Annotated in this window: 6 protein-coding genes; all 6 read left to right on the top strand. The window is 74.2% G+C overall.

All coding sequences use genetic code 11. The annotated features are described in order from the left end of the window. Window position 1: 1 nt before the first annotated feature. The 6 genes from ACIBQ6_RS44415 to ACIBQ6_RS44390 are packed head-to-tail and all read left to right on the top strand — an operon-like array spanning window position 2 to window position 24027. Window positions 2-20197: an SDR family NAD(P)-dependent oxidoreductase gene (locus ACIBQ6_RS44415; RefSeq protein ID WP_397218842.1), complete on the top strand. Its 20196-nt coding sequence runs from the start codon at window positions 2-4 to the stop codon at window positions 20195-20197. Then, window positions 20181-21104 (top strand): LnmK family bifunctional acyltransferase/decarboxylase, encoded by a 924-nt coding sequence (locus ACIBQ6_RS44410; protein WP_397218841.1) that lies wholly within the window; start codon window positions 20181-20183, stop codon window positions 21102-21104. The genes ACIBQ6_RS44415 and ACIBQ6_RS44410 overlap by 17 nt, the downstream gene beginning before the upstream one ends. Further along, window positions 21091-21327 (top strand): phosphopantetheine-binding protein, encoded by a 237-nt coding sequence (locus ACIBQ6_RS44405; protein ID WP_352327369.1) that lies wholly within the window; start codon window positions 21091-21093, stop codon window positions 21325-21327. The genes ACIBQ6_RS44410 and ACIBQ6_RS44405 overlap by 14 nt, the downstream gene beginning before the upstream one ends. Continuing rightward, window positions 21324-22541, top strand: a complete 1218-nt coding sequence (locus ACIBQ6_RS44400; RefSeq protein WP_358298247.1) for a hydroxymethylglutaryl-CoA synthase — start codon at window positions 21324-21326, stop codon at window positions 22539-22541. The genes ACIBQ6_RS44405 and ACIBQ6_RS44400 overlap by 4 nt, the downstream gene beginning before the upstream one ends. Then, complete coding sequence (locus ACIBQ6_RS44395) at window positions 22538-22777, top strand: phosphopantetheine-binding protein (protein ID WP_358298245.1); 240 nt, start codon at window positions 22538-22540, stop codon at window positions 22775-22777. The genes ACIBQ6_RS44400 and ACIBQ6_RS44395 overlap by 4 nt, the downstream gene beginning before the upstream one ends. Beyond that, a complete protein-coding gene (locus ACIBQ6_RS44390; RefSeq protein ID WP_358298243.1) occupies window positions 22774-24027 on the top strand; it encodes a beta-ketoacyl synthase N-terminal-like domain-containing protein in 1254 nt (417 codons plus the stop codon). Before ACIBQ6_RS44395 ends, ACIBQ6_RS44390 begins: the two co-directional genes overlap by 4 nt. The last annotated feature ends 35 nt before the right edge of the window (window positions 24028-24062 follow it).

The raw sequence follows: 24062 nt of genomic DNA, 5'->3' as shown, positions 1-24062 counted from the left end.
CATGCCCGCGATCGAGTGTCACACCACGCTGAAGCACACCGACTTCATCATGCGGAACCACCGGGTGCACGACGTGTCCGTCATGCCCGGGGTGACGTTCCTCGATCTGGTGTTCCGCACGCTGATGGCGACCGGGCGCGACGCCGGGGAGATCGTCCTGCGCGAGGTGCTGTTCACCGAGGCGATCGTCACCAAGCCGGAGGCCGACCGGGAGATCCGCGTCACCGTCGACGGCGCCGACGTGCGGGCGGAGAGCCGCTGGAGCAGGGACGGGACGCCGCTGTCCGGCTGGCGGCGGAACTTCACCGGCAAGGTGGGCACGCCGACCGGCCCCGAGCCCGGCCCGATCGACCTGGACGCCCTCCGTCGCGGCGCCCGGCGGCACGGCGACATGGAGGACCTGTACGCCCGCGCCAGGGCCGAGGACATCAGCCACGGCGCCCCGATGAAATGCGCGGGACGGCTGCACCACGGCGACGGCTACCTGCTCGCCGAGCTGCGGCAGGACGCGCCCGCCCCCGGCCATGAGGGCTTCCACCTGCACCCCGCCCGGCTGGACGCGGCCACCCTGGCCGGGCTGGGCCAGACCCAGGCGTCGGGGCGGGAGCCGTTCATCCCGGTCTACATCGCCGAGTTCCGCGCGCCACGGCGGCTCGGCGCGGCCTTCCACGTGTACGCGCCGCGCCCGGAGAGCATCGCGCCGTCCGGCGACGTGATCACCAACGACTTCGGCCTCTACGACGAGCGGGGGCGCTTCGTCGCGGGGTTCGGCGGGCTGTCGTGCAAGCGCATCAGGTCGCCGCGGCTGATCGAGCGGCTGCTCGACGACCCGGCCCGCCCGGAGCAGCCGTCCGCCACCGGCCACAACGGCTCCGGCGACCTGGTCGGCCGCCTGCGCGAGCTCGTCGCCGGGCCGCTCGGCCGCCCGCCCGGCGAGGTGCCCACCGGGACCGGCTTCTACGACCTCGGCCTGGACTCGGTCACGCTCGTGGAGATCAGCGAACGGCTGGAGAAGATCGTCGGGCGGCGGCTCTACCCGACCCTGCTGTTCGAGTACGGCGACATCGACAGTCTCGCCGCCCACCTCTCCTCCGCCTACGACCTCGCCCCGGCGGAGCCGGAGCCCGAGCCGGGCGAGACGCGTTGCTTCCGCGACGTGTGGGTGCCGCAACCCGAGGACGGCGACGACCCCGGCGAGTACCGCGAGATCACCCCCGGCGCCGGGTACGACGGTTCCCGGCACCTGGTGATCCGGGCCACGCCGGGGGAGCCCGCCGACCCGTGCCTGGCCGTCTGGGAGACCGCGAAGGCCGTCCTCGCCGCGAAGCCGGAGCGGCCGGTCACCCTGACCTACGCCCACACCGGCGACGACCCCGCCCACGAGGCCGTCGGCGCGCTGGCCAGGACGATCACCGCCGAGACCCCGCTGATCCGCTGCCGCAGCATCCGCCTGGACCCTGCCGACGCCCCCGCCCCCGCCGACGCCCCTGCCTCCTCCGCCGACGTGCTGCGGGACGCCTCCGCCGAGCCCGAGATCCGCTACGAGCGCGGCGAACGCCTGGTGCGCCGCTGGCTCCCGATGGAGCAGCCCGAGCAGCCCGAGCAGCCCGAGCAGCCCGAGCAGCCCGAGCCCGGCGGGCGCGTCCCGATCAGGAAGGGCGGCGTGTACGTGATCGCCGGCGGGACGGGCGGCATCGGCCGCCTCCTCGCCGAGCACCTGGCACGCCGCCACCAGGCCACGGCCGTGCCGGTCAGCAGGAACGCGGAGATCTCCGCCGACCTGACCGACCCGGACCAGGTCGAGCGCGCCCTCGCCACGGTCCGGGCGCGCCACGGCCGCATCGACGGCGTCGTCCACTGCGCGGGCGTCAACCGCGACGGGCTCTACCCGGGCAAACGGGCCGCCGACATCGAGGCCGTGGTGGCGGCCAAGGCCCTGAGCGTGCGCCACCTGGACGCCGCGACCAGGGACGACGACCTGGACTGCTTCGTGGTGTTCTCGTCGGTGTCGGCGTCGCTGGCCAACCCGGGGCAGGCCGACTACGCCTTCGCGAACGCGTACCTGGAGGAGTTCGCCCGGCGGCGGGCGGCGCGGCGGGACCGGCCGGGCCGGACCCTGGCGATCGCGTGGCCGTACTGGGCCGAGGGCGGGATGCGGGTCGGGCCGGAGACGGTCGAGCGCGCCCGCACGGCCACCGGGATGGTCCCGCTGCCCACCGAGGCCGCCCTCGACGTGTTCGACCGCGCCCTGAGCGGCAGCGAGGACGTCGTGACGGTGCTGCACGGCGACGCGGACCGCGTCCCCACGCTGCTGCCGCCCGCCCCGCCGCAACCCTCGCCCCGCCCGGCCTCCCGGCCCGCGGCCGCCACGCCCCGCGCGGAGGCGCGGGCGGCGGGCGGCGGCGAGCCCGGCGAACTGCGCGGCGAGGAGCCCATCGCGGTCGTCGGGCTGGCCGGACGGTACCCGCAGGCCCCCGACCTGCGCGCCTTCTGGCGCAACCTGGCCGAGGGACGCGACTGCATCGAGGAGATCCCGGACGACCGCTGGAACCACGACGAGATCTACGACCCCGAGAAGGGCGCCCGTGGCAGGACGTACGGCAAGTGGGGCGGCTTCCTCGACGGCGTCGACCGCTTCGACCCCGCCTTCTTCGGCATCTCCCGCCGCGACGCCGAACGCATGGACCCGCAGGAACGGCTGTTCCTCCAGACCTGCTGGCACGCGCTGGAGGACGCCGGCCACCCGCCGGAGTCGCTGTCGGCGCACAACGTCGGCGTGTTCGCGGGCGTGATGTGGAACCACTACCAGCTCGTCGAGGGCGGGGAGGGCGGCGTCGCCCCCACGGCCATGCACGCCTCCATCGCCAACCGCGTCTCCTACACCCTCGACCTGCACGGCCCGAGCATCGCGCTGGACACCGCCTGCTCCTCCTCGCTGACCGCCGTGCACCTGGCCGTCGAGAGCCTGCGGCGCGGCGAGTGCGACCTCGCCCTGGCCGGCGGCGTGAACGCGACCGTCCACCCGCAGAAGTACCTGCAACTCGCCCAGGGACACTGGCTGTCGGAGGACGGCCGGTGCCGCGCCTTCGGCGCCGGCGGCAGCGGGTACGTGCCCGGCGAGGGCGTCGGGGCCGTCCTGCTCAGGCCGCTCTCGCGGGCCCTGGCGGACGGCGACCACGTCTACGGCGTCATCGCCGCCACCGCCGTCAACCACACCGGCCGGACCAGCGGCGCCACGGTCCCAAGCCCGCGCTCGCAGGCCCAGCTCATCGGCACGGCGATCCGCAGGTCCGGCTGGGACCCGGCGAGCATCGGCTACATCGAGGCGCACGGCACCGGCACCTCGCTCGGCGACCCGATCGAGGTCGAGGGCATGCGCCAGGCCCTGCCGGAGGGCGCGGACTGCGCGATCGGCTCGGTCAAGTCCAACATCGGCCACCTGGAGGGCGCGGCCGGGATCGCCGGGCTGACCAAGGTGCTGCTCCAGCTCCAGCACGGGCAACTGGCGCCGTCCCTGCACGCCGACGAGCTCAACCCGAAGATCGACTTCGCCGCCACGCCCTTCCACGTGCAGCGCGCGCTCGAACCCTGGCCCCGCGCGGACGGCGCACCCCGGCGGGCCGGGGTCAGCGCGTTCGGCGCGGGCGGCACGAACGCGCACGTCCTGGTCGAGGAGGCGCCGGAGCCCGCTCCCGGGCCGGGCGCGGACGGGCCCTGCCTGGTCGTGCTCTCCGCCCGTACGCCCGAGGCGCTGCGCGACTACGCCCGCGCCTGGACCCGCTTCCTGGCGGAGACGGCCACGGCGGACGGCTCCCTCTCAAGCTCCCGGGGCGCCGTCGAACGGGTGGCCGCGCTGCTCGGCATCCCCGCCGACCAGCTCGACCCGGCCGACTCGCTGGGCGACCTCGGCCTCGACCCGGCCGCGCTGATCCAGCTCGGACAGGGCCTCTCGCTGGACGACACCGTCGCCGACCTGGCCGGGCCCGGCACGGCTCTGGCCGACCTCGCCTACACCTCGCAGGTCGGACGGACCGGCATGGCGGAGCGGCTGGCGCTCGTCGTGCGCGACGTGGCCGAGCTGCGGGACGGGCTGGAGGCGTACGCGGCGGGCGCGAACCCCGGCCCCGGCGTCTTCACCGGCTCCGGCGGCGAGGACGGGAGGCCGTCGGCGGCGGACTGCGTCCGGCTGTACCGGGCCGGACGGCTGGAAGAGGTGGCGGCCGCCTGGGCCGGAGGAGCCGAGGTGCCGTGGCGCGAGTGCCATGACGGCGGACGGCTGGTGTCGCTGCCGGTCTACCCGTTCCAGGAGGAGAGCTGCTGGCTCGGCCGCTGGCAGCGCGCCACCGCGACCCCCGAGCAGCCTGCCGAGTCACCCATCGAGCCGCCGGCCGTGGAGACGCCGGAGGAGCAGGCCGTGGAGCTCGTGCCGGACGGGGAAGGGCTGCGGTTCGAGGTGCTGCCCGACGGGGTGGCGCTGGTGGTGATGGGGTCCGGGGCGTCCATGTTCACCAGGGAGCTGATCGACGACCTCCAGGCCGCGTTCGCCGAGATCGCCGGGCGCGAGGACGTCAAGGCGGTCGTGCTCACCGGCAGCGGCAACGTCTTCAGCATGGGCGCCACCCCGGAGGCCCTGCGCACCCTCGCGGGCGGCGAGGGACGTTTCACGGACGTGCCCTTCCTGTACGAGGGGCTGCTGCGGTGCGACCGGCCGGTCGTCGCCGCCGTCCAGGGGCACGCGTCGGGCGGCGGGCTGGCCTTCGGGCTCTTCGCCGACCTCGTCATCATGGCGGCCGAGGGGGTCTACAGCGCCAACTTCATGAAGTTCGGCTTCACGCCCGGGATGGGCGCGACGTACATCCTGGAGGAGCGGCTCGGCCGGTCGGCGGCGCACGAGATGCTCTACACCGGCCGGTCCGTGACGGGTGAGGAGCTGGCCCGGCGGGGGGCCGGGGTGACCGTCCTGCCGCAGGGCGCCGTGCTGAAGGCGGCGCTCAGGCACGCCCGCTCGATCGCCGCGCTGCCGCTGCCCGCCCTGCGGGCGCTCAAGTCCGAGCTGGCCGGACGGGTGCTCGACCGGCTGACCGGCGTCATCGCGGGGGAGTCGGGGATGCACGAGCGCGTGCTGGGGGAGGAGTCGCTGGCCCGCGTCGACGACTACTTCGCCAAGGTGGACACCTTCAGAGGCGACGCCCCGAAGGCGGACACGGGCAGAAGCGCGTCACCGAAGGCCGGGGGTTCTGCGGGGGGCGGGCCTGAGCCGGGGGAGGTGCGGCGGGTCATCGAGGGCACGCTCATGAGCCACCTCTACCTCCAGGCCCACGAGGTGGACGACTCGCTGAGCTTCAGCGAGATGGGGCTGGACTCGATCGGGGCCGTGGAGATCGTCCGGGACCTGAACCGGAGCTTCGGGCTCGACCTGGACTCCGTCGCCGTCTACGACCACCCGACCGTCCCCGCTCTGGTGGACGCCGTACGGGAGGCCGTGGCCGCCGACGGGCTGACCGTGCCTCCGCCGCGTCCCGCCCCCGAGCAGCCGGTCCCGGAGGAGCGGCCCTTCGTGCCCGAACAGCCCACCCCCGCCGAGCGGGACGAGACGCCCGAACCGGGCGATCCGGAGGAGCGGGCGGGCCAGGTCCGGCTGCCCTCGCTCGACGGCGACCGCGCCGAACCGGACACCACGACCGCCGAGCCTCCCGCTAACACCGGCACGGTCACCCTGGAGGCGGTGAGGCCCACCGAAGAGCCCCCCGCCCGTGAGGAGCCCACCCCCGCACGAGAGAAGACGCCTGTCCGGGAGGGGGACATCGCGGTCATCGGCATGGCCGGGCGGTTCCCGGACGCGCCCGACCTCCGGACGTTCTGGCGGAACCTGGCGGACGGCCGGTGCAGCATCCGCGAGGTGCCCCCCGAGCGGTTCGACGTCTCGCGGGTGTACGACGCCGACCGCATGGCGCCGGGCCGGACGTACAGCAAGTGGGCCGCCATGCTCACCGACGTCGACGCCTTCGACGCGGCCTTCTTCAACATCTCGCCCCTGGAGGCCGAGACGATGGACCCGCAGCAGCGGCTGTTCCTCCAGGAGGCGTGGCACGCCCTGGAGGACGCCGGCTACGCCGCCAGGTCCGGTCGCCGGCCGTGGGGGTGCTTCGTCGGCTGCGGCGCGGGCGACTACGCCGGCCTGCTGGCGGCGGCCGGACGCGACGACACCGGGCACGCCTTCCTCGGCAACGCCTCCTCGGTGCTGCCCGCGCGGATCGCGTACCTGCTGGACTTCGGCGGGCCGACCATGGCCGTGGACACCGCGTGCTCGTCCTCGCTGGTGGCCGTGCACCTGGCCTGCGAGAGCATCCGGCGCGGCGAGTGCGAGGCGGCGGTCGCGGGTGGGGTGGCGGTGATGAACACCCCGAGGATGCACATCTGGTGCAGCAAGGCCGGGATGCTCTCGCCCACCGGCACCTGCGCGCCCTTCGACGAGTCGGCCGACGGCATCGTGCTGGGCGAGGGCGTCGGCGTGGTCGTGCTGAAGCGGCTGGACCGGGCGCTGGCGGACGGCGACCACGTCCACGGCGTGATCCGGGCCAGCGGCGTCAACGGCGACGGCGCGAGCAACGGCATCACCGCGCCCAGCGCCTCCTCCCAGGCGGAACTGCTGACCGAGGTGCACCGGCGGGCCGGGATCCGTCCCGGCGCGGTGGACTACGTCGAGACGCACGGCACCGGGACCGAGCTGGGCGACCCGATCGAGGTCAAGGCGCTGGCGAAGGTGTTCGGCGCGGACCGCGAGCGCCCGTGCCGCATCGGCTCGCTCAAGGCGAACGTCGGCCACACCACCATGGCGGCGGGGATCGGCGGGCTGCTCAAGACCCTGCTGGCGTTGCGGCATCGGCAGTTGCCGCCGTCGCCGGGGTTCGTCCGGGCCAACCCGAAGATCGACTTCGCGGACGGCGCGCTCGAAGTGGTCACGGAGCTGTCGCCCTGGACGCCCGGTCGCTCCGGCGAGCGGGTCGCGGCGGTGAGCAGCTTCGGCTTCAGCGGGACGAACTGCCACGTCGTGGTCGCCGAGCCGCCCTCCCGCGAACCGCGGGCCGGAGGCCGCGAGGACGTCGTCGTCCCCCTGTCGGCCTCGGACGAGCAGGCCCTGGCCCGGCTGCGCACCGGCCTGGCCGGCCACCTCGACGCCCACCCGGAGCTCGACGTGCGCGACGTCGCCCGCACGCTCGCCGTGGGCAGGCCGCACCTGGCCGGGGCCCGGTGCGCGTACGTGGCCGGGGACCTCGCCGACCTGCGCGGCCAGCTGCGCGACGGCGCCCGCCCGGCACGCGGTGAGGCGGGACGCCTCGCCGAGCGGTACATCGGCGGCGACGACCTCCCCTGGGACGACCTGACGGCGGGCGGGCGGCGGGTGCCGCTGCCGGGATACCCGTTCGCGGACGACCGGCGCCACTGGATCGGCGGCGACGACCACCGCGCCGGGCCCGGCGACGACCACCCCGCCGGGCCCGCCCCGGGGACGTGGATCCGCCCCGACGACCGGCTGGTCGCCGACCACCGGATCGGCGGCACCCCCGTGCTGCCCGGCGTGGCCCTCCTGACGATCGCCGCCGAGCGCGGCGGGCTGTCCGGTCCGGTGCGCTTCGAGCGGGTACGGTGGCTGCGCCCGTTCGAGGTGCGCGAGGCCCGCGCCCTGGACGTGGTCGTGCGCGACGACGGCGGCTTCGAGCTGGACGGGCACGCCCGCGGCACCCTGCGGACCGGCGACGGCGCACTCGGGCGGCTGGACGTCGCCCAGGTCGAGGCCCGTTGCGCGGACAGCCGCTCGGCCGACGACCTCTACCGCGCCTTCGACCGCGCCGGGCTGCACTACGGGCCCGGGTTCCGGGTGCTGCGCGAGGTCCGCGTCGGCGGCGGCGAGGCGCTCGGCGTCCTGCGCGACGGCGCGCGCTGGGAGGCGCTGCTGGACGGCGCGCTCCAGACCCTCGCGGCGCTGCGTCCCGAGGGCGGTGAGCCCGCGATGCCGTTCAGCGTGGAGTCGGCCGAGCTGGACGGCCCGCTCACCGGCCCCGCCCACGCCCACGTGACCGACGAGGGCCGGGACGGGTACACGGTCCGCCTCGCCGACTCCGCAGGGCGGGTCAGGGCCGAGTTCCGGGGGGTCGTCCTGCGGACCCGGCCGGCCCGCCCGGCGGACGGCATGATCTTCGCCCCCGTCTGGCGCCGGACCGAGCCCGCCACTGGGTCCGGTGCGGGCGGCGGCAGGGCGCTCGTGCTGCACACCCCCGCCGCCGAGCCGCTGGCCCGCGCCCTCCTGGACACCCACGAGGACGGCCGCCTGGCCCCGCTCGCCTCACCCGCAACGCCGGAGGAACGGTACGACACCGTGTACGTCCTCGCCCTGCCCGACCGGAACGGCCCGCCCGCCGGCGACCCCACCACCCATGATGTGTTCCGCCTGGTCAAGCGGCTTTCCGAGAAGGGGCGCGGCGGCCGGCGGCCCACGGTGAAGGTGGTCGTCGCCGGAGCCGTGCGGGTCGGGGACGAGGAGATCGTCCCGCACGCGGCCGGGGTGATCGGACTGACCAGGGCGGTGGCCGCCGAGCACCCGCACTGGACCGTCGCCGTCATCGACGTCGGCGCCGCGCCGCAGCCGCCCGCCGACCTCGCCCGCCTGGTACGCGCCGAGAGCTGCGCCGACGAGCTGGTCGCCCTCCGCGACGGCCACCGTCACCTCCGCACCCTGGAACCCCTGCCCCTGACCGCCGGACGCAGCCCGTACCGGGACGGCGGGGCCTACCTGATCGTGGGCGGGACCGGCGGCCTCGGACGCACCCTGAGCAGGCACCTGGCCGCCACCGCAGGGGCGCGGCTGGCCCTGGTCGGGCGGCGCGAGATCAGCCACGAGATCCGCGAGCAGCTGGCCGAGATCGAGTCGCTCGGCGGCCAGGCCGTGTACCTGCGGGCCGACGTTGCCGACCGGGCCGCGTTCGGCAGGGCCGTCGAGGCGGCGCGGCAGCGGTTCGGCGAGCTCCACGGCGCCTTCCACGCCGCTCTGGTGCTGCGCGACATGACGCTCGCCAACATGGACGACGACGCGTTCGCCCAGGTGCTGGCGCCCAAGGTGGCCGGCGCCGCCGTCTTCGCCGAGGCGCTGGCCGGCCTGCCGCTCGACTTCCTGGCCTACTTCTCCTCGGCGGCCTCGTTCGTCGAGGTGGGCGGCCAGGCGAACTACGCGGCCGCCAGCACGTTCGAGGACGCCTACGCGCTGAGCCTGCCCGACCGGCCGGTCAGCGTGATCAACTGGGGTTACTGGGGCAGCGTCGGCGCGGTCTCCGGCGGCGGCTACGACGGCCGGTTCGCCGAGCTGGGCATCGGCTCGATCGAGCCGGAGGAGGGCATGGCGGCGCTGGCGTCCGTCCTGGGCTCGGGCGCGCGGCAGGCGCTCGTCGTCAAGGCGGACCCGAAGGGACTGGCCCACATCGGCGTCCGCAGCCCGGACGCCGCCGCCGAGCCCGGCCGGACCGGCGAGCCCGGTGAGCTGGAACGGGCGCGGACGGCGTTCGCCGCGCTGGACGACCTGGCCCGCGGGTTGCTGCACCGGTCGGCCGACCGGGTGAGGTCCGTCGAGAACGTGCGCGCGGACCGCGGACGGCTGCGCGCCGCCGTGCTCGACCTGCTGGACGGGCCCGCGCCGCAGACGTCGCCGGCGGACGTGCTGGCCCGCTTCCCCGACCTGGAGCCGCACGTCAAGCTGCTGACCGCCTGCGTCGAGGCGCTGCCCGGCGTGCTGGCGGGCGAGCGCGACCCCATGGAGGTGCTGTTCCCCGGCGGCTCGATGAGCCTGGTCGAGCAGGTCTACAAGGGGCAGGCGGTCTCGGACCACTTCAACCGGCTGCTGGCCGGGGAGGTCGCCCGCGGCGGCCCCCGCCGCGTCCTGGAGATCGGCGCCGGCACGGGCGCGAGCACCGGCTTCGTGCTGGACGCCCTCGAAGGCCAGGACGTCGAGTACACCTACACCGACGTCTCGCCCGGGTTCCTGCGCCACGGCGAGCGGGAGTTCGGCGCGCGCCGCCCGGACCTCGTGCTCGCCCTCTTCGACGTGGAACGCGACCCGGCCGAGCAGGGCTTCGAACCCGGGACCTACGACGTCGTGCTGGCCACGAACGTCCTGCACGCCACCGCCGACGTCGGCCGGACGCTGCGCAACGCCGCCGCGCTGCTGCGTCCCGGCGGACGGCTGCTGGTCAACGAGGTGACCAGGGCGGCCGACTTCCTGACCCTCACGTTCGGGCTGACCCCGGGCTGGTGGCGCTTCACCGACGAGGAGCTGCGCCTGCCGCACAGCCCGCTGCTCGGCGCGCCGCAATGGCAGCGGGCGTTCCGGGACGCCGGTCTCACCCCCGCCCGCACCCTGGGCATCCCCGGCACGCCCGTCGCGGAGCTCGACCAGTGCGTCCTGGTGGGCGAGACGGCGGCCGCCACAGCTCCCGGCACCGGCGCCCGTGGCTACGTCAAGCGGGTGTTCGCCGAGGTGCTCAAGTACGGGAGCACCGATCTGGACGAGCGCGCCACCTTCGAGACGTTCGGCATCGACTCGCTGGTGAGCCAGAACGTCATCCACCGGTTCGAGCAGGACCTGGGGCCGCTGCCGTCCACCCTGCTGTTCGAGAACCTGACGATCGAGGAGCTGGCCGCGTACCTGGAGAACGAGCACGGCGAGCGCCTGCGCGCGGCCCTCGGCCAGGAACCCGCGCCGGAGGAGCCGGCGCGGCCCGCGCCGCGCCGCGAGCCCGCCGCGCAGGCCCTCGACATCGCCGTGGTCGCGGTGACCGGCCGCTACCCGGCCTCCCCCGACCTGGACGCCTTCTGGAGCAACCTGGCGAAGGGCGCGAACTGCATCACCGAGGCGGACCGCTTCGACCTGGACGCCCTCTACGACCCCAAACGCGGACGCAAGCAGCGCACCTACAGCAAATGGGGCGGCTTCATCGAGGGAGTGGAGCAGTTCGACGCGCCCTTCTTCGGCATCCTGCCGCGCGACGCCGAGATCACCGACCCGCAGGAACGCCTGTTCCTGGAGACCGCCTGGACCCTGCTCGAAGACGCCGGCTACCTGAGCGAGCACACCAGGCAGCCGAGCACCGGCGTCTTCGTCGGCACCATGTACGGCTCCTACGGGCGCATGGCCGCGGCCGAGGGCTGGCCGGAGGGCAGGTTCGCGGGGGCGCACTCGGCGTACTGGTCGATCGCCAACCGGGTGTCGTACTTCTTCGACCTGCGCGGGCCGAGCCTCGCCGTCGACTCGGCCTGCTCGTCGTCGCTGGCCGCGGTCCAGCTCGCCTGCGAGAGCCTGCGGCGCGGCGAGTGCGCGCAGGCCATCGCGGGCGGCGTGAACCTGATCCTGCACCCCGCCCACTTCGTGGCGCTCTGCTCGCTGAACATGCTCGCCGCCGACGGCGCCTGCAAGGTGTTCGACGAGGCGGCGGACGGGTTCGTCCCGGGGGAGGGCGTCGGGGCGGTGCTGCTCAAGCCCTTGGCCGACGCCGAGCGGGACGGCGACCGGATCTACGGCGTCATCAAGGGCGCCTTCGCCAACGCCGGCGGGAAGACCGCCGGGTACACCGTGCCCAATCCGAGCGCCCAGGCCGACCTGGTCACCGAGGCGGTCCGGCGGGCCGGGCTGGACCCGCGGACCATCTCGTACGTCGAGGCCCACGGCACCGGCACCGCGCTCGGCGACCCCATCGAGATCGCCAGCCTGACCCGGGCCTTCGCCTCCCAGAGCTTCGCGGACGGGGACCGCGTGGACCGGATGGTCGGCTCCGTCAAGGCCAACATCGGGCACCTGGAGGGGGCGGCGGGCATCGCCGGGCTGACCAAGGTGCTGCTGCAGTTCCAGCACGGCCAGGTGGCTCCCTGCGCGAACCTGGAGACGCCCAACTCCAAGATCGACTTCACCGCGTCCCCCTTCCGGCCGCCGGACCGGCTGACCGACTGGCAGCGGCCCTTCCTGGACGGCGAGACGTTCCCGCGCCGGGCCGGGGTCAGCTCGTTCGGCGCCGGCGGGGCCAACGTGCACGTCGTCCTGGAGGAGTACGTGCCCACCGCCGGGACGCCGCCGGAGCCCGCCGACGCGGGGGAGCAGGTGATCCTGCTCTCGGCGCGTACCCGCGACCAGCTCCGCGCCATGGCGGGCCAGGTCGCCGACGTCGCGGCGAGCGGGCGGGCGGGGCTGGCGGAGCTCGCCTACACCACCCAGGTGGGCCGCGCCGAGCTGCCCGAACGGCTCGCCGTCCGGGCAGCCGGCCTGGACGAGCTGGCCGCCCGGCTGCGCTCGTTCGCGGGCGACGGCGAGGCCGCAGGCGTCCTCGTGGGGACGGCGGAGCCAGGCGCCGGCCAGGCTCCGCCGGAGGACGGCGCGGAGGGGCTCGGGGCCGGATGGGTCGCGGGGGCCCGGGTGGACTGGGCCGCCAACTGGCCCACCCCCCACCCGCGCCGCGTGACCCTCCCGCCCTACCCCTTCGACCGCCGCCCCTACTGGCTCCCCACCACCCCCACCACCCACCCCACCACCCACCCCACCGACCAGATCGCCGGTGAGCCCGCCGGCAAGCCCGCCGACCGACCCAGCCCCCTGCCCCGACCTCCGGCCCCTCAGCCGACGCCCGCCGACGCGGCCGCCTCTCGGACGGGCTCCGAGCTCGCCGCCGGGCCGGCGTCCGACCAGAAATCGGGGGAGGCCGCCGACGGGCGTTGCACCTACCTGCGGCCTCGCTGGACACCCGCCGCACTCCCCGAAGGACCCAGGGAACCGGAAGCCCTCCTGGTGATCACCGACGACGACCGGCTGGCCGAAGCGCTCGGCGGCGCCCAACTCCGCCCCGGCGACGCCTTCCCCCCGGACGATCCCCCCGAACAGGCCGCCCGGCAGCTCGGCGACCTGGACCGGACGCCCGACGCCATCGTGATCGCCCCCTCGGACCCGTTCCCCGGGACCGCCGCCTTCGACGTCCTGCTGCGCACGGCCACCGCCGTCCTGCGCGACGGGGGCCCGCTCAGGGTGGTGGTGTCCGCCGCGACCGGCGAGCCGCACCACACCGCCCTGGCCGCCGCCCTGAGGACGCTGGCCCTGGAGCACACGGCGTTCAGCGGCGTGTGCGTCACCGGCGCCACCCCGGCGCAGGTCGCGGCCGAGCTGCGGGCGCCCGCCGCCGGAACCGCTCCCGAGCAGCGGGTCTCCGAGGTCGCCTACCGCGACGGCGTCCGCCTGGTGAAGGGCATGGAGCCGTACGAGCCGCCGCCGTCCGGGCTGGACGTCCGGCCGGACGGCACGTACCTGATCACCGGCGGCGCCGGGGCCATCGGGCTGGCGTTCGCCCGCTTCCTCGCCGGGCGCGGGGCGGCGAAGCTGGTCCTGACCGGACGCTCCGAGCCCGGCGACGACATCGAGCGCCGGATCGCCGGGCTGCCCGCCGTCTACGTGCGCGCCGACGTGTGCTCGGCCGCCGACCTGCGCGACCTGCGCGACCGGTACGGCCCCTTCCACGGCGTCATCCACGCCGCCGGGATCCACCGGGACGCGCGGGCCGTGCGCAAACGTCCCGAGGACACGCGGGCCGTGCTGGAGCCCAAGATCCTGGGCACTGTCCTGCTGGACGAGGCCCTGCGCGGCCAGCCGCTGGACTTCCTGGCGCTGTTCTCGTCGGTGGCCGCCGAGACCGGCAACATCGGGCAGATCGACTACGCCTACGCCAACGCCTTCCTCAACCACTTCGCCGAGCGGCGCGCGCGGCTCGGGCACGGCAGGACGCTCGCCGTCGGCTGGCCGCTGTGGGAGGAGGGCGGCATGAAGGTGGACGACGCCACCCGCCGGCTGTTCGAACGCCGCTGGGGCAGCGTCCCGATGAGCACCGCCGCCGGGCTCGCCGCCTTCGCCCGGGGGCTGGCCGGAGCCGAGACGAGCTTCGCCGTGGTCGAAGGCCCCGCCGAGCCCGCCCCCGAACGGTCCCAGCCGCCCGCGAACCCCGAATCCGAGGTTATGGAGATGAGTGAGCCCATGTCCGCGACGGAGACGACCGGGTCCGACGACCATCTGATCGAGGCGGTCCGGGCGGAGCTGCGTCGCGCGGCGGCCGGATTCCTGCTGGTGGGCGAGGAGCACGTGGACCTCGACGCCGAGCTGATGGACATGGGGTTCGACTCGATCTCCATGGCCGAGCTGGTGGACCAGGTCAACGAGCGGTACAAGCTGGACCTGCTGCCGACCGTGCTCTTCGAGGCCACCGACCTGACCACCTTCTGCGACCACCTGCTCGCCGAGCACCCGGCCGAGATCGCCGCCGCCCACACCCCACCCGCCCCCGCCGCAGAACCTCTCGCCGCCCCCGCCGGGGGGCAGGAGGACGCCGAGCCAGGCCCGGCGCCGGAGACCGTGACCTCGCCCCCACGGCCCGGCGCCGGGACCTCCCCGACCACCCCTGACAACCCACCGACCACAGGGACCGGCACAGAAACCGGCACAGCGACCGGTACAGCGACCGGCACGACGGCTGGGACCGCGACGGACACCCCCGCGACGGACACCCCCGCGACGGGTGGCATCGCGATCGTCGGCATGGCGGGCATGCTGCCCGGCTCCGCCGACCTGGACGACTTCTGGCGCCACCTGACCGAGGGCCGCGACCTGACCCGCCCGGTCCCCGAGGACCGGCGCGAGCTGCGCGAGAACCCCGAGACGGCGAACGTCCGCGCCGGCTTCCTCGACGACGTGCGCTCCTTCGACGCCGCGCTGTTCGGCATCTCGCCCAAGGAGGCGGCGATGATGGACCCGCAGCAGCGGCTGTTCCTGCAGACCGTCTGGCGGGCCGTCGAGGACGCCGGCTACCGCCCCGCCGACCTGGCCGGCACCAGGACGGGCCTGTTCGCGGGCGTGTCCGCGTGCGACTACGACGACCTGCTGCGCGAGCACGGCGTGCCGGTCGAGGCCCACACGGCCAGCGGCGTGGCCGACTGCATCCTGGCCAACCGCGTCTCCCACCTGCTGGACCTGCGCGGCCCGAGCGAGGCGGTCGACACCGCCTGCTCCAGCTCCCTCGTCGCCCTGCACCACGCGGTACGCGCCATCGAGGACGGCGAGTGCGACGCGGCCATCGCCGGCGGCGTCAACCTGACGCTCAGCCCGGGGCTCTACATCGCCTTCGCCAAGTCCGGGATGATCAGCGAGGACGGCGTCTGCAAGACGTTCGACGAGCGCGCCGACGGCTACGGCCGGGGCGAGGGCTGCGGAGCCGTCCTGCTCAAGCCGCTGCGGACGGCGCTGGCGGACGGCGACCAGATCCTCGCCGTGATCAGGGGCAGCGCGGTCAACCACGGGGGCCGGGCCAGCTCGCTCACCGCGCCCAACCCCGAGGCGCAGGCGCGCGTGCTGGTCGACGCCTACCGCAAGGCGGACGTCGATCCCGCCCGCGTCACCTACATCGAGGCGCACGGCACCGGCACCAGGCTCGGCGACCCGATCGAGATCGAGGGCATGAAGAAGGCGTTCGCCCGGCTGTACGCCGACCGGGGGCGGCCCGCGCCGGACGTCCCGCACGTCGCGCTCGCCACCGTGAAGACCAACATCGGCCACCTGGAGGCGGCGGCCGGCATCGCCGGGCTGCTCAAGGTGCTGCTCTGCATGCGTCACGGGGCGCTGCCGCCGACGATCCACTACGAGCGCCCCAACCCGTACGTGCGGCTGGAGGGCAGCCCGTTCACCATCAACACGCGGCTCACGCCCTGGGACGGGCCGGACCGGGTGGCGGGGGTCAGCTCGTTCGGCTTCGGCGGGACGAACGCGCACGTGGTGCTGGAGGCGTACCGGCAGCAGGTCCCGCCGGAGAAGGCGGGGGAGCCGCGGGTGCTGGTGCTGTCGGCGGCCCGCCGGGAGGCCCTGGAGGAGTACGCGCGGAACGTCGCCCGGTACATCCGGGAACATCCGGAGATCGGGCTCGACCGCATCGCCTGGACCCTCCAGAACGGACGCCGCCACCTGTCCGAACGGCTCGCCGTGGTGGTCAGCGATCGCGAGCAGGCGGTACGGGCGCTGAGCGGCGAACCGGCGGGCGTGCACAGGGGCACCGCCCGCAGGGACGCCCCGGCGCCGTGGGGCACCGGGCCGGAGGACCTCGCCGAGGCGTGGGTCTCCGGCAGCGAGGTGGACTGGCAGGGGTTGTGGCAGGGGCCGCGCCCGGTGCGGGTCTCGCTGCCCGGCCCGCCTTTCGCCCGCGTCGAGCACTGGTTCACCGCACCCGAGCCGTCCCGCGCCGCCGCCCCGGCCGCCGTGCCGTCCGCCGCGTCTTCGGACGGCGCGGTCGTGCGGCGGACCAGCGACGGGAAGGTCCGCCTGCGCGCCGCCAAGGGTGGCCGGACGCCGGACGCCCCCGCTCCGGCCCCCGCCGCCGAGCGGGCGGAGGCCGCGCGACTGGACGAGACGCCGGTCGCGCCCGCCGGAAGCGCCGGCGGGCCCGCCGGGGTGGAGGAGATGCTGCGCGAACGGCTCTCCACGATCCTGGACGCCGATCCCGCCGGTGTGGACGTGGACACCCCCTTCGAGGAGCTGGGACTCGACTCCATCTTCCGGATGGAACTGGTCAAGGCGATCAACACCGCCTTCTCCCTCGACCTCCAGGCAGCCGAGCTGTACGAGTACGACACGGTGGACCGGCTCGCCCGCGCCGTCGAATCAGCCATCACCGACTCCGCCCCCACCCAAAAACCGCAACCGAAACCCGCCCCGAAACCAGCGCAAAAGGCCGCGGAACCGGCCCCGAAGCGCACCCGCATGCCCGAGCAGGCGCAGGAGCCCGGCCCAGCGCGAGCCAAGGCCCCGCAGCAGGCGCGAGGGAAGGCAGGCACTCTGGAGGACCAGCTCGCGGACCTGGTCGGCGCGATCATCGAGCGCCCGCTCGACCCCGCCCGCAGCTTCGCCGACAACGGCCTGACCTCCTTTGAGATGCTGCGCGTGGTGAGCGTCCTGGAGAAGCAGGTCGGCGCGCTGCGCAAGACCCTCCTGTTCGACCACCCCACGCCCGCCGACCTGGCCGCCCACCTGCGCGACGAGCGCGGCACAGAGTCCGTACAGCCCCCGGAGCAGCCGGACGGGCCGGCACCGTTCGAGACGAGGACGCGCGACGGCGAGCCGGCCGTGCTGCTGAAGCGGGACCTGCACCGGCACCCGGACCTGCGGGACCTGGTCGCAGGCATCGACCGCCGCCACGCCAAGGAGGGCGGCCTGGCCGGACGCGACATCGCGCCGCTGGCCTTCATCGGCTCGGCGCGCAAGGGCTACCTGCACGTCTCCGAGAACGGCGGCAACCTGCTGGCCTGGAGCTACGCCGGCTCCGAGGAGTACTTCCATGAGCTGGTCGAGGAGTACACCGCCTACGCGCGGGCGCGCGGCCTGCGGCCCAACTTCCTGTCCCTCCTCCCGGTGCGCGAGGTGGCCGGGGAGCCGTACAGCGCGACGCCGTTCGGGGCCGTGCAGCGGCTCGACGACCTGGGCTCCTTCACGCTGAAGGGCGGCCGGATGGAACGCCTGCGCTACATGGTGCGGCGCTTCTGCAAGGCGGGCGAGTGCCGGACGGCCGAGTACCGCTCGGGCGAGGACCCCGAGATGGACCGCAGGCTGGCCGGGCTGGTGGACGACTGGGCCGGCCGCAAGCAGATGGTCAACCCGTACGTGTCGGTCGTCCGGCGGGAGATCGAGGAGGGCCGCCTGGACGGCAGGCACCGCGTCTTCGTCACCTACCTGGACGACGAGGTGGCCAACGCCGTCGTCATCACGAAGATCCCGTCGGAGAACGGCTACCTGCTGGACGTCGAGTTCTACCCCAAGGGCATGCCGCTCGGCGGGCTGGAGTTCGCGATCGTGCAGATCATCGAGCGGCTCGTGGAGGAGGGCTGCACGATGTTCAGCTTCGGCGCGAGCTTCGGCGTGGAGACGGAGGAGTCGGCCAACGCCGCCCCGGACGTGCGCCAGGCGCTGGACGAGCTGCGTTCCGCGGGCATCTTCGGCGAGGGGAACTTCCAGTTCAAGAACAAGTTCCGGCCGGTGAACGTGCCCATCTACCTGTGCCAGCCGGAGGGGGAGGACCGCACGCCGGTCTCGGAGATCATCCTCATGATCGCCGACCCGGACCTGCGCCCCGCCACCACCGAGGAGCCGGCGGAAGCCAAGCCCGAAGCCAAGCCAGAAGCCAAGCCCGAAGCCAAGCCGACAGCGGACATGCCGGACATGGCCGGACTGCTGAACCGGTACGGCGGCGAGCCGGCCCGCGTCCCCGCCCACCACGTCACCACCGACCTGATCACCGACTCCTGGGCCGAGCTGGACGCCCCTTGGATCGCCGAGCGGCTGCGGCGCCTGACGGAACGGTCGGCCGCCCGCCCGGACACCGAGATCGACGGCCTGCCGTTCCCCTTCGTCGTCCCGACGGGCTCCGGCCGGGCGGCCGAGGCGCTGCTGTGCCGGTCGTGGCCGGGCCGGCGCGGTCGGGTGCTGCACAACGGCCTGTTCCCCACGTGGTTCCTGAGCCTGGCCGACAACGGCTTCAAGCCGGTCGAGCTGCCCGGCGGCCCGGAGATCGACGTCGAGGCGCTGGAGGCGGAACTGGCCGGGGACGAGCCGGTGTCGTTCGTCTGCGTGGAGGTGGCCAATAACGCGGCCGGCGGCGCGCCGACCCCGCTGGCGAGCCTGCGCGCGGTCAAGGAGGCCGCGGCCCGGCACGGCGTCCCGCTGGTGATCGACGGCGCCCGCGTGGTGGACAACGCGGTGGCGGTCGCGGACGGCCGGGACGTGTGGGAGGTCGTCGGCGAGCTGCTCAAACTGGCCGACAGCGCCACGATCAGCCTGTCCAAGGACTTCGGGGTGCCGTTCGGCGGCCTGCTCGCCACCCGCGACGACGCCCTGCGCGAGCGGGTCGCCGAGCGGCTGGAGACGTGGGGCAGTGACGTCGGCCTGGCCAACCGCCGGATCATGGCGGCCGCCCTGGAGGACCGCGAGACGGTGGCCGACCAGGTCCGCGCCCGAGCGGACGCGGTGGCGGCGCTCCGGCAGGGCCTGTCGGAGGCGGGCGTCGCGCTGGAGGGCCCGCCCGGCGGTCACTGCGTGCTGCTGAAGGACGCCGACCACGTGCGCATCTTCCGCGAGACGGGCATCAGGGGCGCGCCGCACTTCGGCCGCGAGGGCGTGGTGCGCCTGGCGGTGCCGGTCGGCCTGAGCGTCGAGGAGGCCAAGGACGCCGCCGCCCGCCTGGGCGCCCTCCTCGGCGCCGACGCCTCGCGATCCGCCCGCCGCAAGGCCGACGCCCCGCAATCCGCCCGTCCCGAAGGCCGGAAGAACGAGACCCGGAGCAACCCCGACAACCCCAATCTGGCGATCCTGCGCGAACACCACCCCGACGTCGAGCACGAGATCGTCACCACCGCGGACGGCGACGTCGAGCTGTTCAGCGCCGGCTCAGGACCGGCCCTGCTGCTCATGCACCCCTTCAACATCGGCGCCGGCGTCTACGCCCGCCAGTTCGAGGGCCTGGCCCACCGCTACCGGGTGACGAGCGTGCACCATCCGGGCGTCGGCGCGACCACGGCCGCCGCCGACCTGTCGCTCAGCGGCCTGGCCCGGCTCTGCCACGACGTGGCGGGCGGCCCGGCGCACGTGGCCGGGGCGTCGTTCGGCGGGCTGGTCGCCCTGGCGTACGCGCTCGACCATCCCGACGACACCGAGTCGCTGATCCTGATCGGCAGCTCCTGCCGCATCGGCAACCGGGTCGGCGACATCGACAAGCTGGAGGTGGTGGCCACCCAGGACTTCGACCGGGTCATCGAGGGCAGCGGGTCCAAGCGGCTGCGCAAGCGGCGGGACGCCCTGATGCGGCTGCTGCTGCGCGCCGAGAGCATGGCCCCGCAGGTCGGCCTGCGCTACCTGGACGTGTTCGCCGAACGCCCGGACCTGGGCGACCGGCTGCCGGAGATCCGGGCGCGCACGCTGATCGTCCAGGGCCGGTACGACACCGTCATCCCGGCCAAGACCGCGCACCTGCTGCACGCCCTGATCCCCGACTCCCGGTACGAGGAGATCCCCGACGCGGGTCACTTCCCGCAGCTCACCAGCCCCGACCACGTCAACCGGCTGATCTGCGAGTTCCATGATGAACAGAATTGACGACAGCACCGTGACCAGGACCGAGCTGGTCAAGCCAGGGATGTGCGGGCCCAGCTCGCTGTTCATGGGCGAGGTCGGCGACTGGACCTGGGACACGGTCAGCGCGCTGTGCGGCACGAACGCCTTCGACGCGCGCAACGCCGCCGGCGACCCGACGTACCTGTCGTTCTACTACTTCCACGTCAGGGGCAGCCGCGACCTGCACGTCAACGCGCTGACGTTCGGCGACGAGCTGGAGGTCACCTCCCGGCTGTTCGGCTTCGGCAGCGAGTCGGTGCTGGCCCTGCACCGGATCGGCCGCGGCGGCGGCCGGACGGGCGAGCTCGACCCCGACCGCTTCTACGCCTTCGACGACCCCGGCTGCATCTACGTCGAGACCTTCAACCGCTGGATCTCGCGCAGCGCGCCCGGCAGCAACGAGGGGCTGGTCAAGTCGTCGCCGGTGGACTTCAGGCACGAGCACCTGCCGACGCTGCCCGGCGCGTACTCGCCGCGGAAGATCTACGGCCACGCGCGGAGCACCGGCACGTTCCTGGCCCGCAAACCGGACGACCCGGTCACGTTCACCGCCGACTACCCGGTGGAGCCGTCCAGGGACCTCAACGGCGTGGGCCTGCTCTACTTCGCCTCCTACTTCGCGATCGTCGACTGGGTGCTGCTGCGCTTCTGGCGCAGCCGGGGGATCGGCGTCGCCGACTTCCTCCGGCGGGTCGTGCTCGACCAGCGGCTGTGCTACCTGGGCAACGCGAACGCCGACTCGGTGCTGCGGGTGAGCCTGGAGTGCTGGCCGGCGCCGCAGGACGAGAACGAGGAGATCGTCAACCTCGTCATGGAGGACCGGGGCCGCACGATCGCGGTCAGCACCCTGCGCGTTCTCAGGAGGGGAGACACCGATGACGACGCGTGAACACGTCGAGGGCGTCGTGCACAAGACGATCGACGAGATCCTGCCCGGCGTCGAGATCGACGGCCGGGCGCACCTGAAGGACCTGGGCGCGGACTCCGTGGACCGGGTCGAGATCATCCTGGCCGTGCTCGACCGGCTCGGCGTGCGCGAGCCGCTGTCCTCCTTCGGCGGCGTGCCCAGCATCGACGCCCTGGTCGACTTCCTGTGGGAGCGTGTGAGGTGAACGTCGGAATCGAGGCACTCAACGTCTACTGCGGCCTGGCCCAGATCCCGGTGCCGGAGCTGTTCGAGGGGCGCGGGCTCGACGCCGAGCGCCTGGGCAACCTGATGATGCGCAACCGCTCGGTCGGCCTGCCCTTCGAGGACCCGGTGACCAACGCCGTCAACGCCGCCCGGCCGATCGCCGGCGACGACCGGATCGAGATCCTGATCACCTCCACCGAGTCCGGCCTCGACTACAGCAAGTCGGTGGCCTCCTACGTGCACGAATACCTGGGGCTGCCGAGGAGCTGCCGGGTCGTGGAGGTCAAGCAGGCGTGCTACGCGGCCACGGCGGCCGTCCAGCTCGCCGCCGCGTACGTCGCCTCGGGCGTGTCGCCCGGCGCGAAGGCGCTGGTGATCGCGACGGACGTGGCGCTGGTGGACGAGCGCGCCGCCTACGCCGAGCCCGCCATGGGCGCAGGGGCGGCGGCCGTGCTGATCAGCGACCGGCCGCGCGTCCTGGACCTGGATCTGGGGGCGTTCGGCAACCACAGCTACGAGACGATGGACTCGGCCCGGCCGGGGCCGACGTTCGACATCGCCGACTCCGACCGCTCGCTGTTCGCCTACCTCGACTGCCTGACGAGCTGCCTGGCCGGCTACCGGTCCAGGGTCGAGGACGCCGACTTCGCCACCACCTTCGACCATCTGGCCATGCACACCCCGTTCGCCGGGATGGTCAAGGCCGCGCACCGCAAGCTGATGCGCGAGTCGGGCGGCGGCACGGCGTCGGTCGAGGAGGACTTCGAGCGGCGGGTGCTGCCCTCGCTCGCCTACCCCAGACGGGTGGGCAACCTCTGCTCCGGCTCGGTCTACCTGGCCCTGGCCAGCCTGATCGACCACGCCACCCTGGACGGCCCGGCCCGGGTCGGCCTCTACTCCTACGGCTCGGGCTGCTCATCGGAGTTCTTCAGCGGCCTGGTCGACGAGGAGTCGGCGAGCACGCTGGCCGCGATGCGGATCGGCGAGCACCTGGACGGCCGCTGCGAGCTCGGCTTCGACGAGTACGCGGCGCTGCTGCCCGAGACCCTGACCTGCCTCGTGCCGGAGCGGGACAGGCAGGTCGACGTGGGCGCGTACGAGCACCTGCTCGCCCGCGCCCGCTTCGACCGCGACCTCCTGGTGAACACCGGGACCAAGGACTACCACCGAACCTACGAATGGCTGGCACCATGACAAATGCGGAGATTTTCGAGACCGTCAAGCAGAACGTCCTGAGGGTGCTGCCGGACCTGCGGCCCGGCGACGTGACGACCGAGGGCACCCTGACCGACCTGGGCGCGAACAGCGTCGACCGGGCCGACGTGGTCACCATGAGCATGGAGGACCTCGGGCTGACCGTGCCGGTGTCGGAGTTCCAGGAGGTGCACGACATCCGGTCCCTGGTGGACCTGCTGGCGAGGCATTCATGAAGGTCGTCGTCACCGGCATGGGCATCGTCTGCTCGATCGCCTCCACCGTCCCGTCGTTCACCAGGGCGTTGCGGGCCGGACGGTGCGGGATCGGGCCGGTGCCCGACCCCGGCGACGGCGGGCCGCGCCTGGCCGCCCTGGTCAAGGGCTTCCGCTTCCGGGAGGCGGTGGCGGCCCGCCGCCGCCTGCCCGAGGAGATCGTGCGCAACGCGCTGCGGGCGGCCAACCGCTCGCCGCAGCCGCTGCAGATGGACCTGGTCGCCGCCATGCAGGCGTACGAGCAGGCCGGGCTGCACGAGGCGCGCGCCGACCCCGAGCGGATGGGCCTGGTCGTGGCCGGGCACAACCTCAGCTCCGGCTACGCCCACGACCTGCACCCCAAGTACGAGGACAACCCCGCCCACCTGCCGGCCAGGTTCGCGCTGCACTTCATGGACACCGACCGGGTGGGCACGCTCAGCCAGGTGTTCGGCATCAGGGGCGAGGGCTACACCGTGGGCGGCGCCTCGGCCAGCGGCAACGTCGGCATCATCAACGGCAGCCGGCTGGTGGAGTCGGGGGCGGTGGACGTCTGCCTGGTGGTGGGCGCCATGACCGACCTGTCGCCGATGGAGAAGCGCGGCCTGGCCACGCTCGGGGCGGTCGCCGGCGTCGAGGAGCCGCAGCAGGCCAGGTGCCGGCCGTTCGACGAGGAGCACGAGGGGTTCGTGCCCGGTCAGGGCGCCGGCTGCGTCGTGCTGGAGAGCGCCCGTTCGGCCGCCGCCCGCGGCGCGCCGGCGCTGGCCGAGCTGTGCGGCTACGACCTGAAGCTGGACGCCAACAGCCTGCCCGACCCGCGCGAGGAGGGCGAGGCCAAGGTGATGGTCAACGCCATGGCCAACGCGGGCGTCGGGCCGCGCGACATCGACTACGTCAACGCCCACGCCACGGCGACGCCCAGCGGCGACGTGGCCGAGCTGGCCGCGCTGCGCAGGGCGCTGGGCGACAGCTTCGGCCGGCCGTGGGTCAACTCCACCAAGGGGCTGGTCGGCCACTGCATGTGCGCGGCCGGCGTGGTGGAGGCGATCGCGACCGTGGTGCAGATGCGCCGCGGCTTCGTCCATCCCAACCTGAACCTGCGCCATCCGATCAACCGCGACTGCCGGCTCGCACCCGGCAGGCTGCGGGCCGCCGACATCCGTTACGCGCTGTCCAACAGCTTCGGGTTCGGCGGCTTCAACACCTGCATCGTCCTCGGACGCGAGCGTTGACCGACGGCCGACGCATAGCGCCCAGGGTCAGGGGT

The sequence above is a fragment of the Nonomuraea sp. NPDC049655 genome, assembly GCF_044465465.1.
Taxonomy (GTDB): Bacteria; Actinomycetota; Actinomycetes; order Streptosporangiales; family Streptosporangiaceae; genus Nonomuraea.
This window is presented reverse-complemented; position numbering and strand designations above follow the sequence as displayed.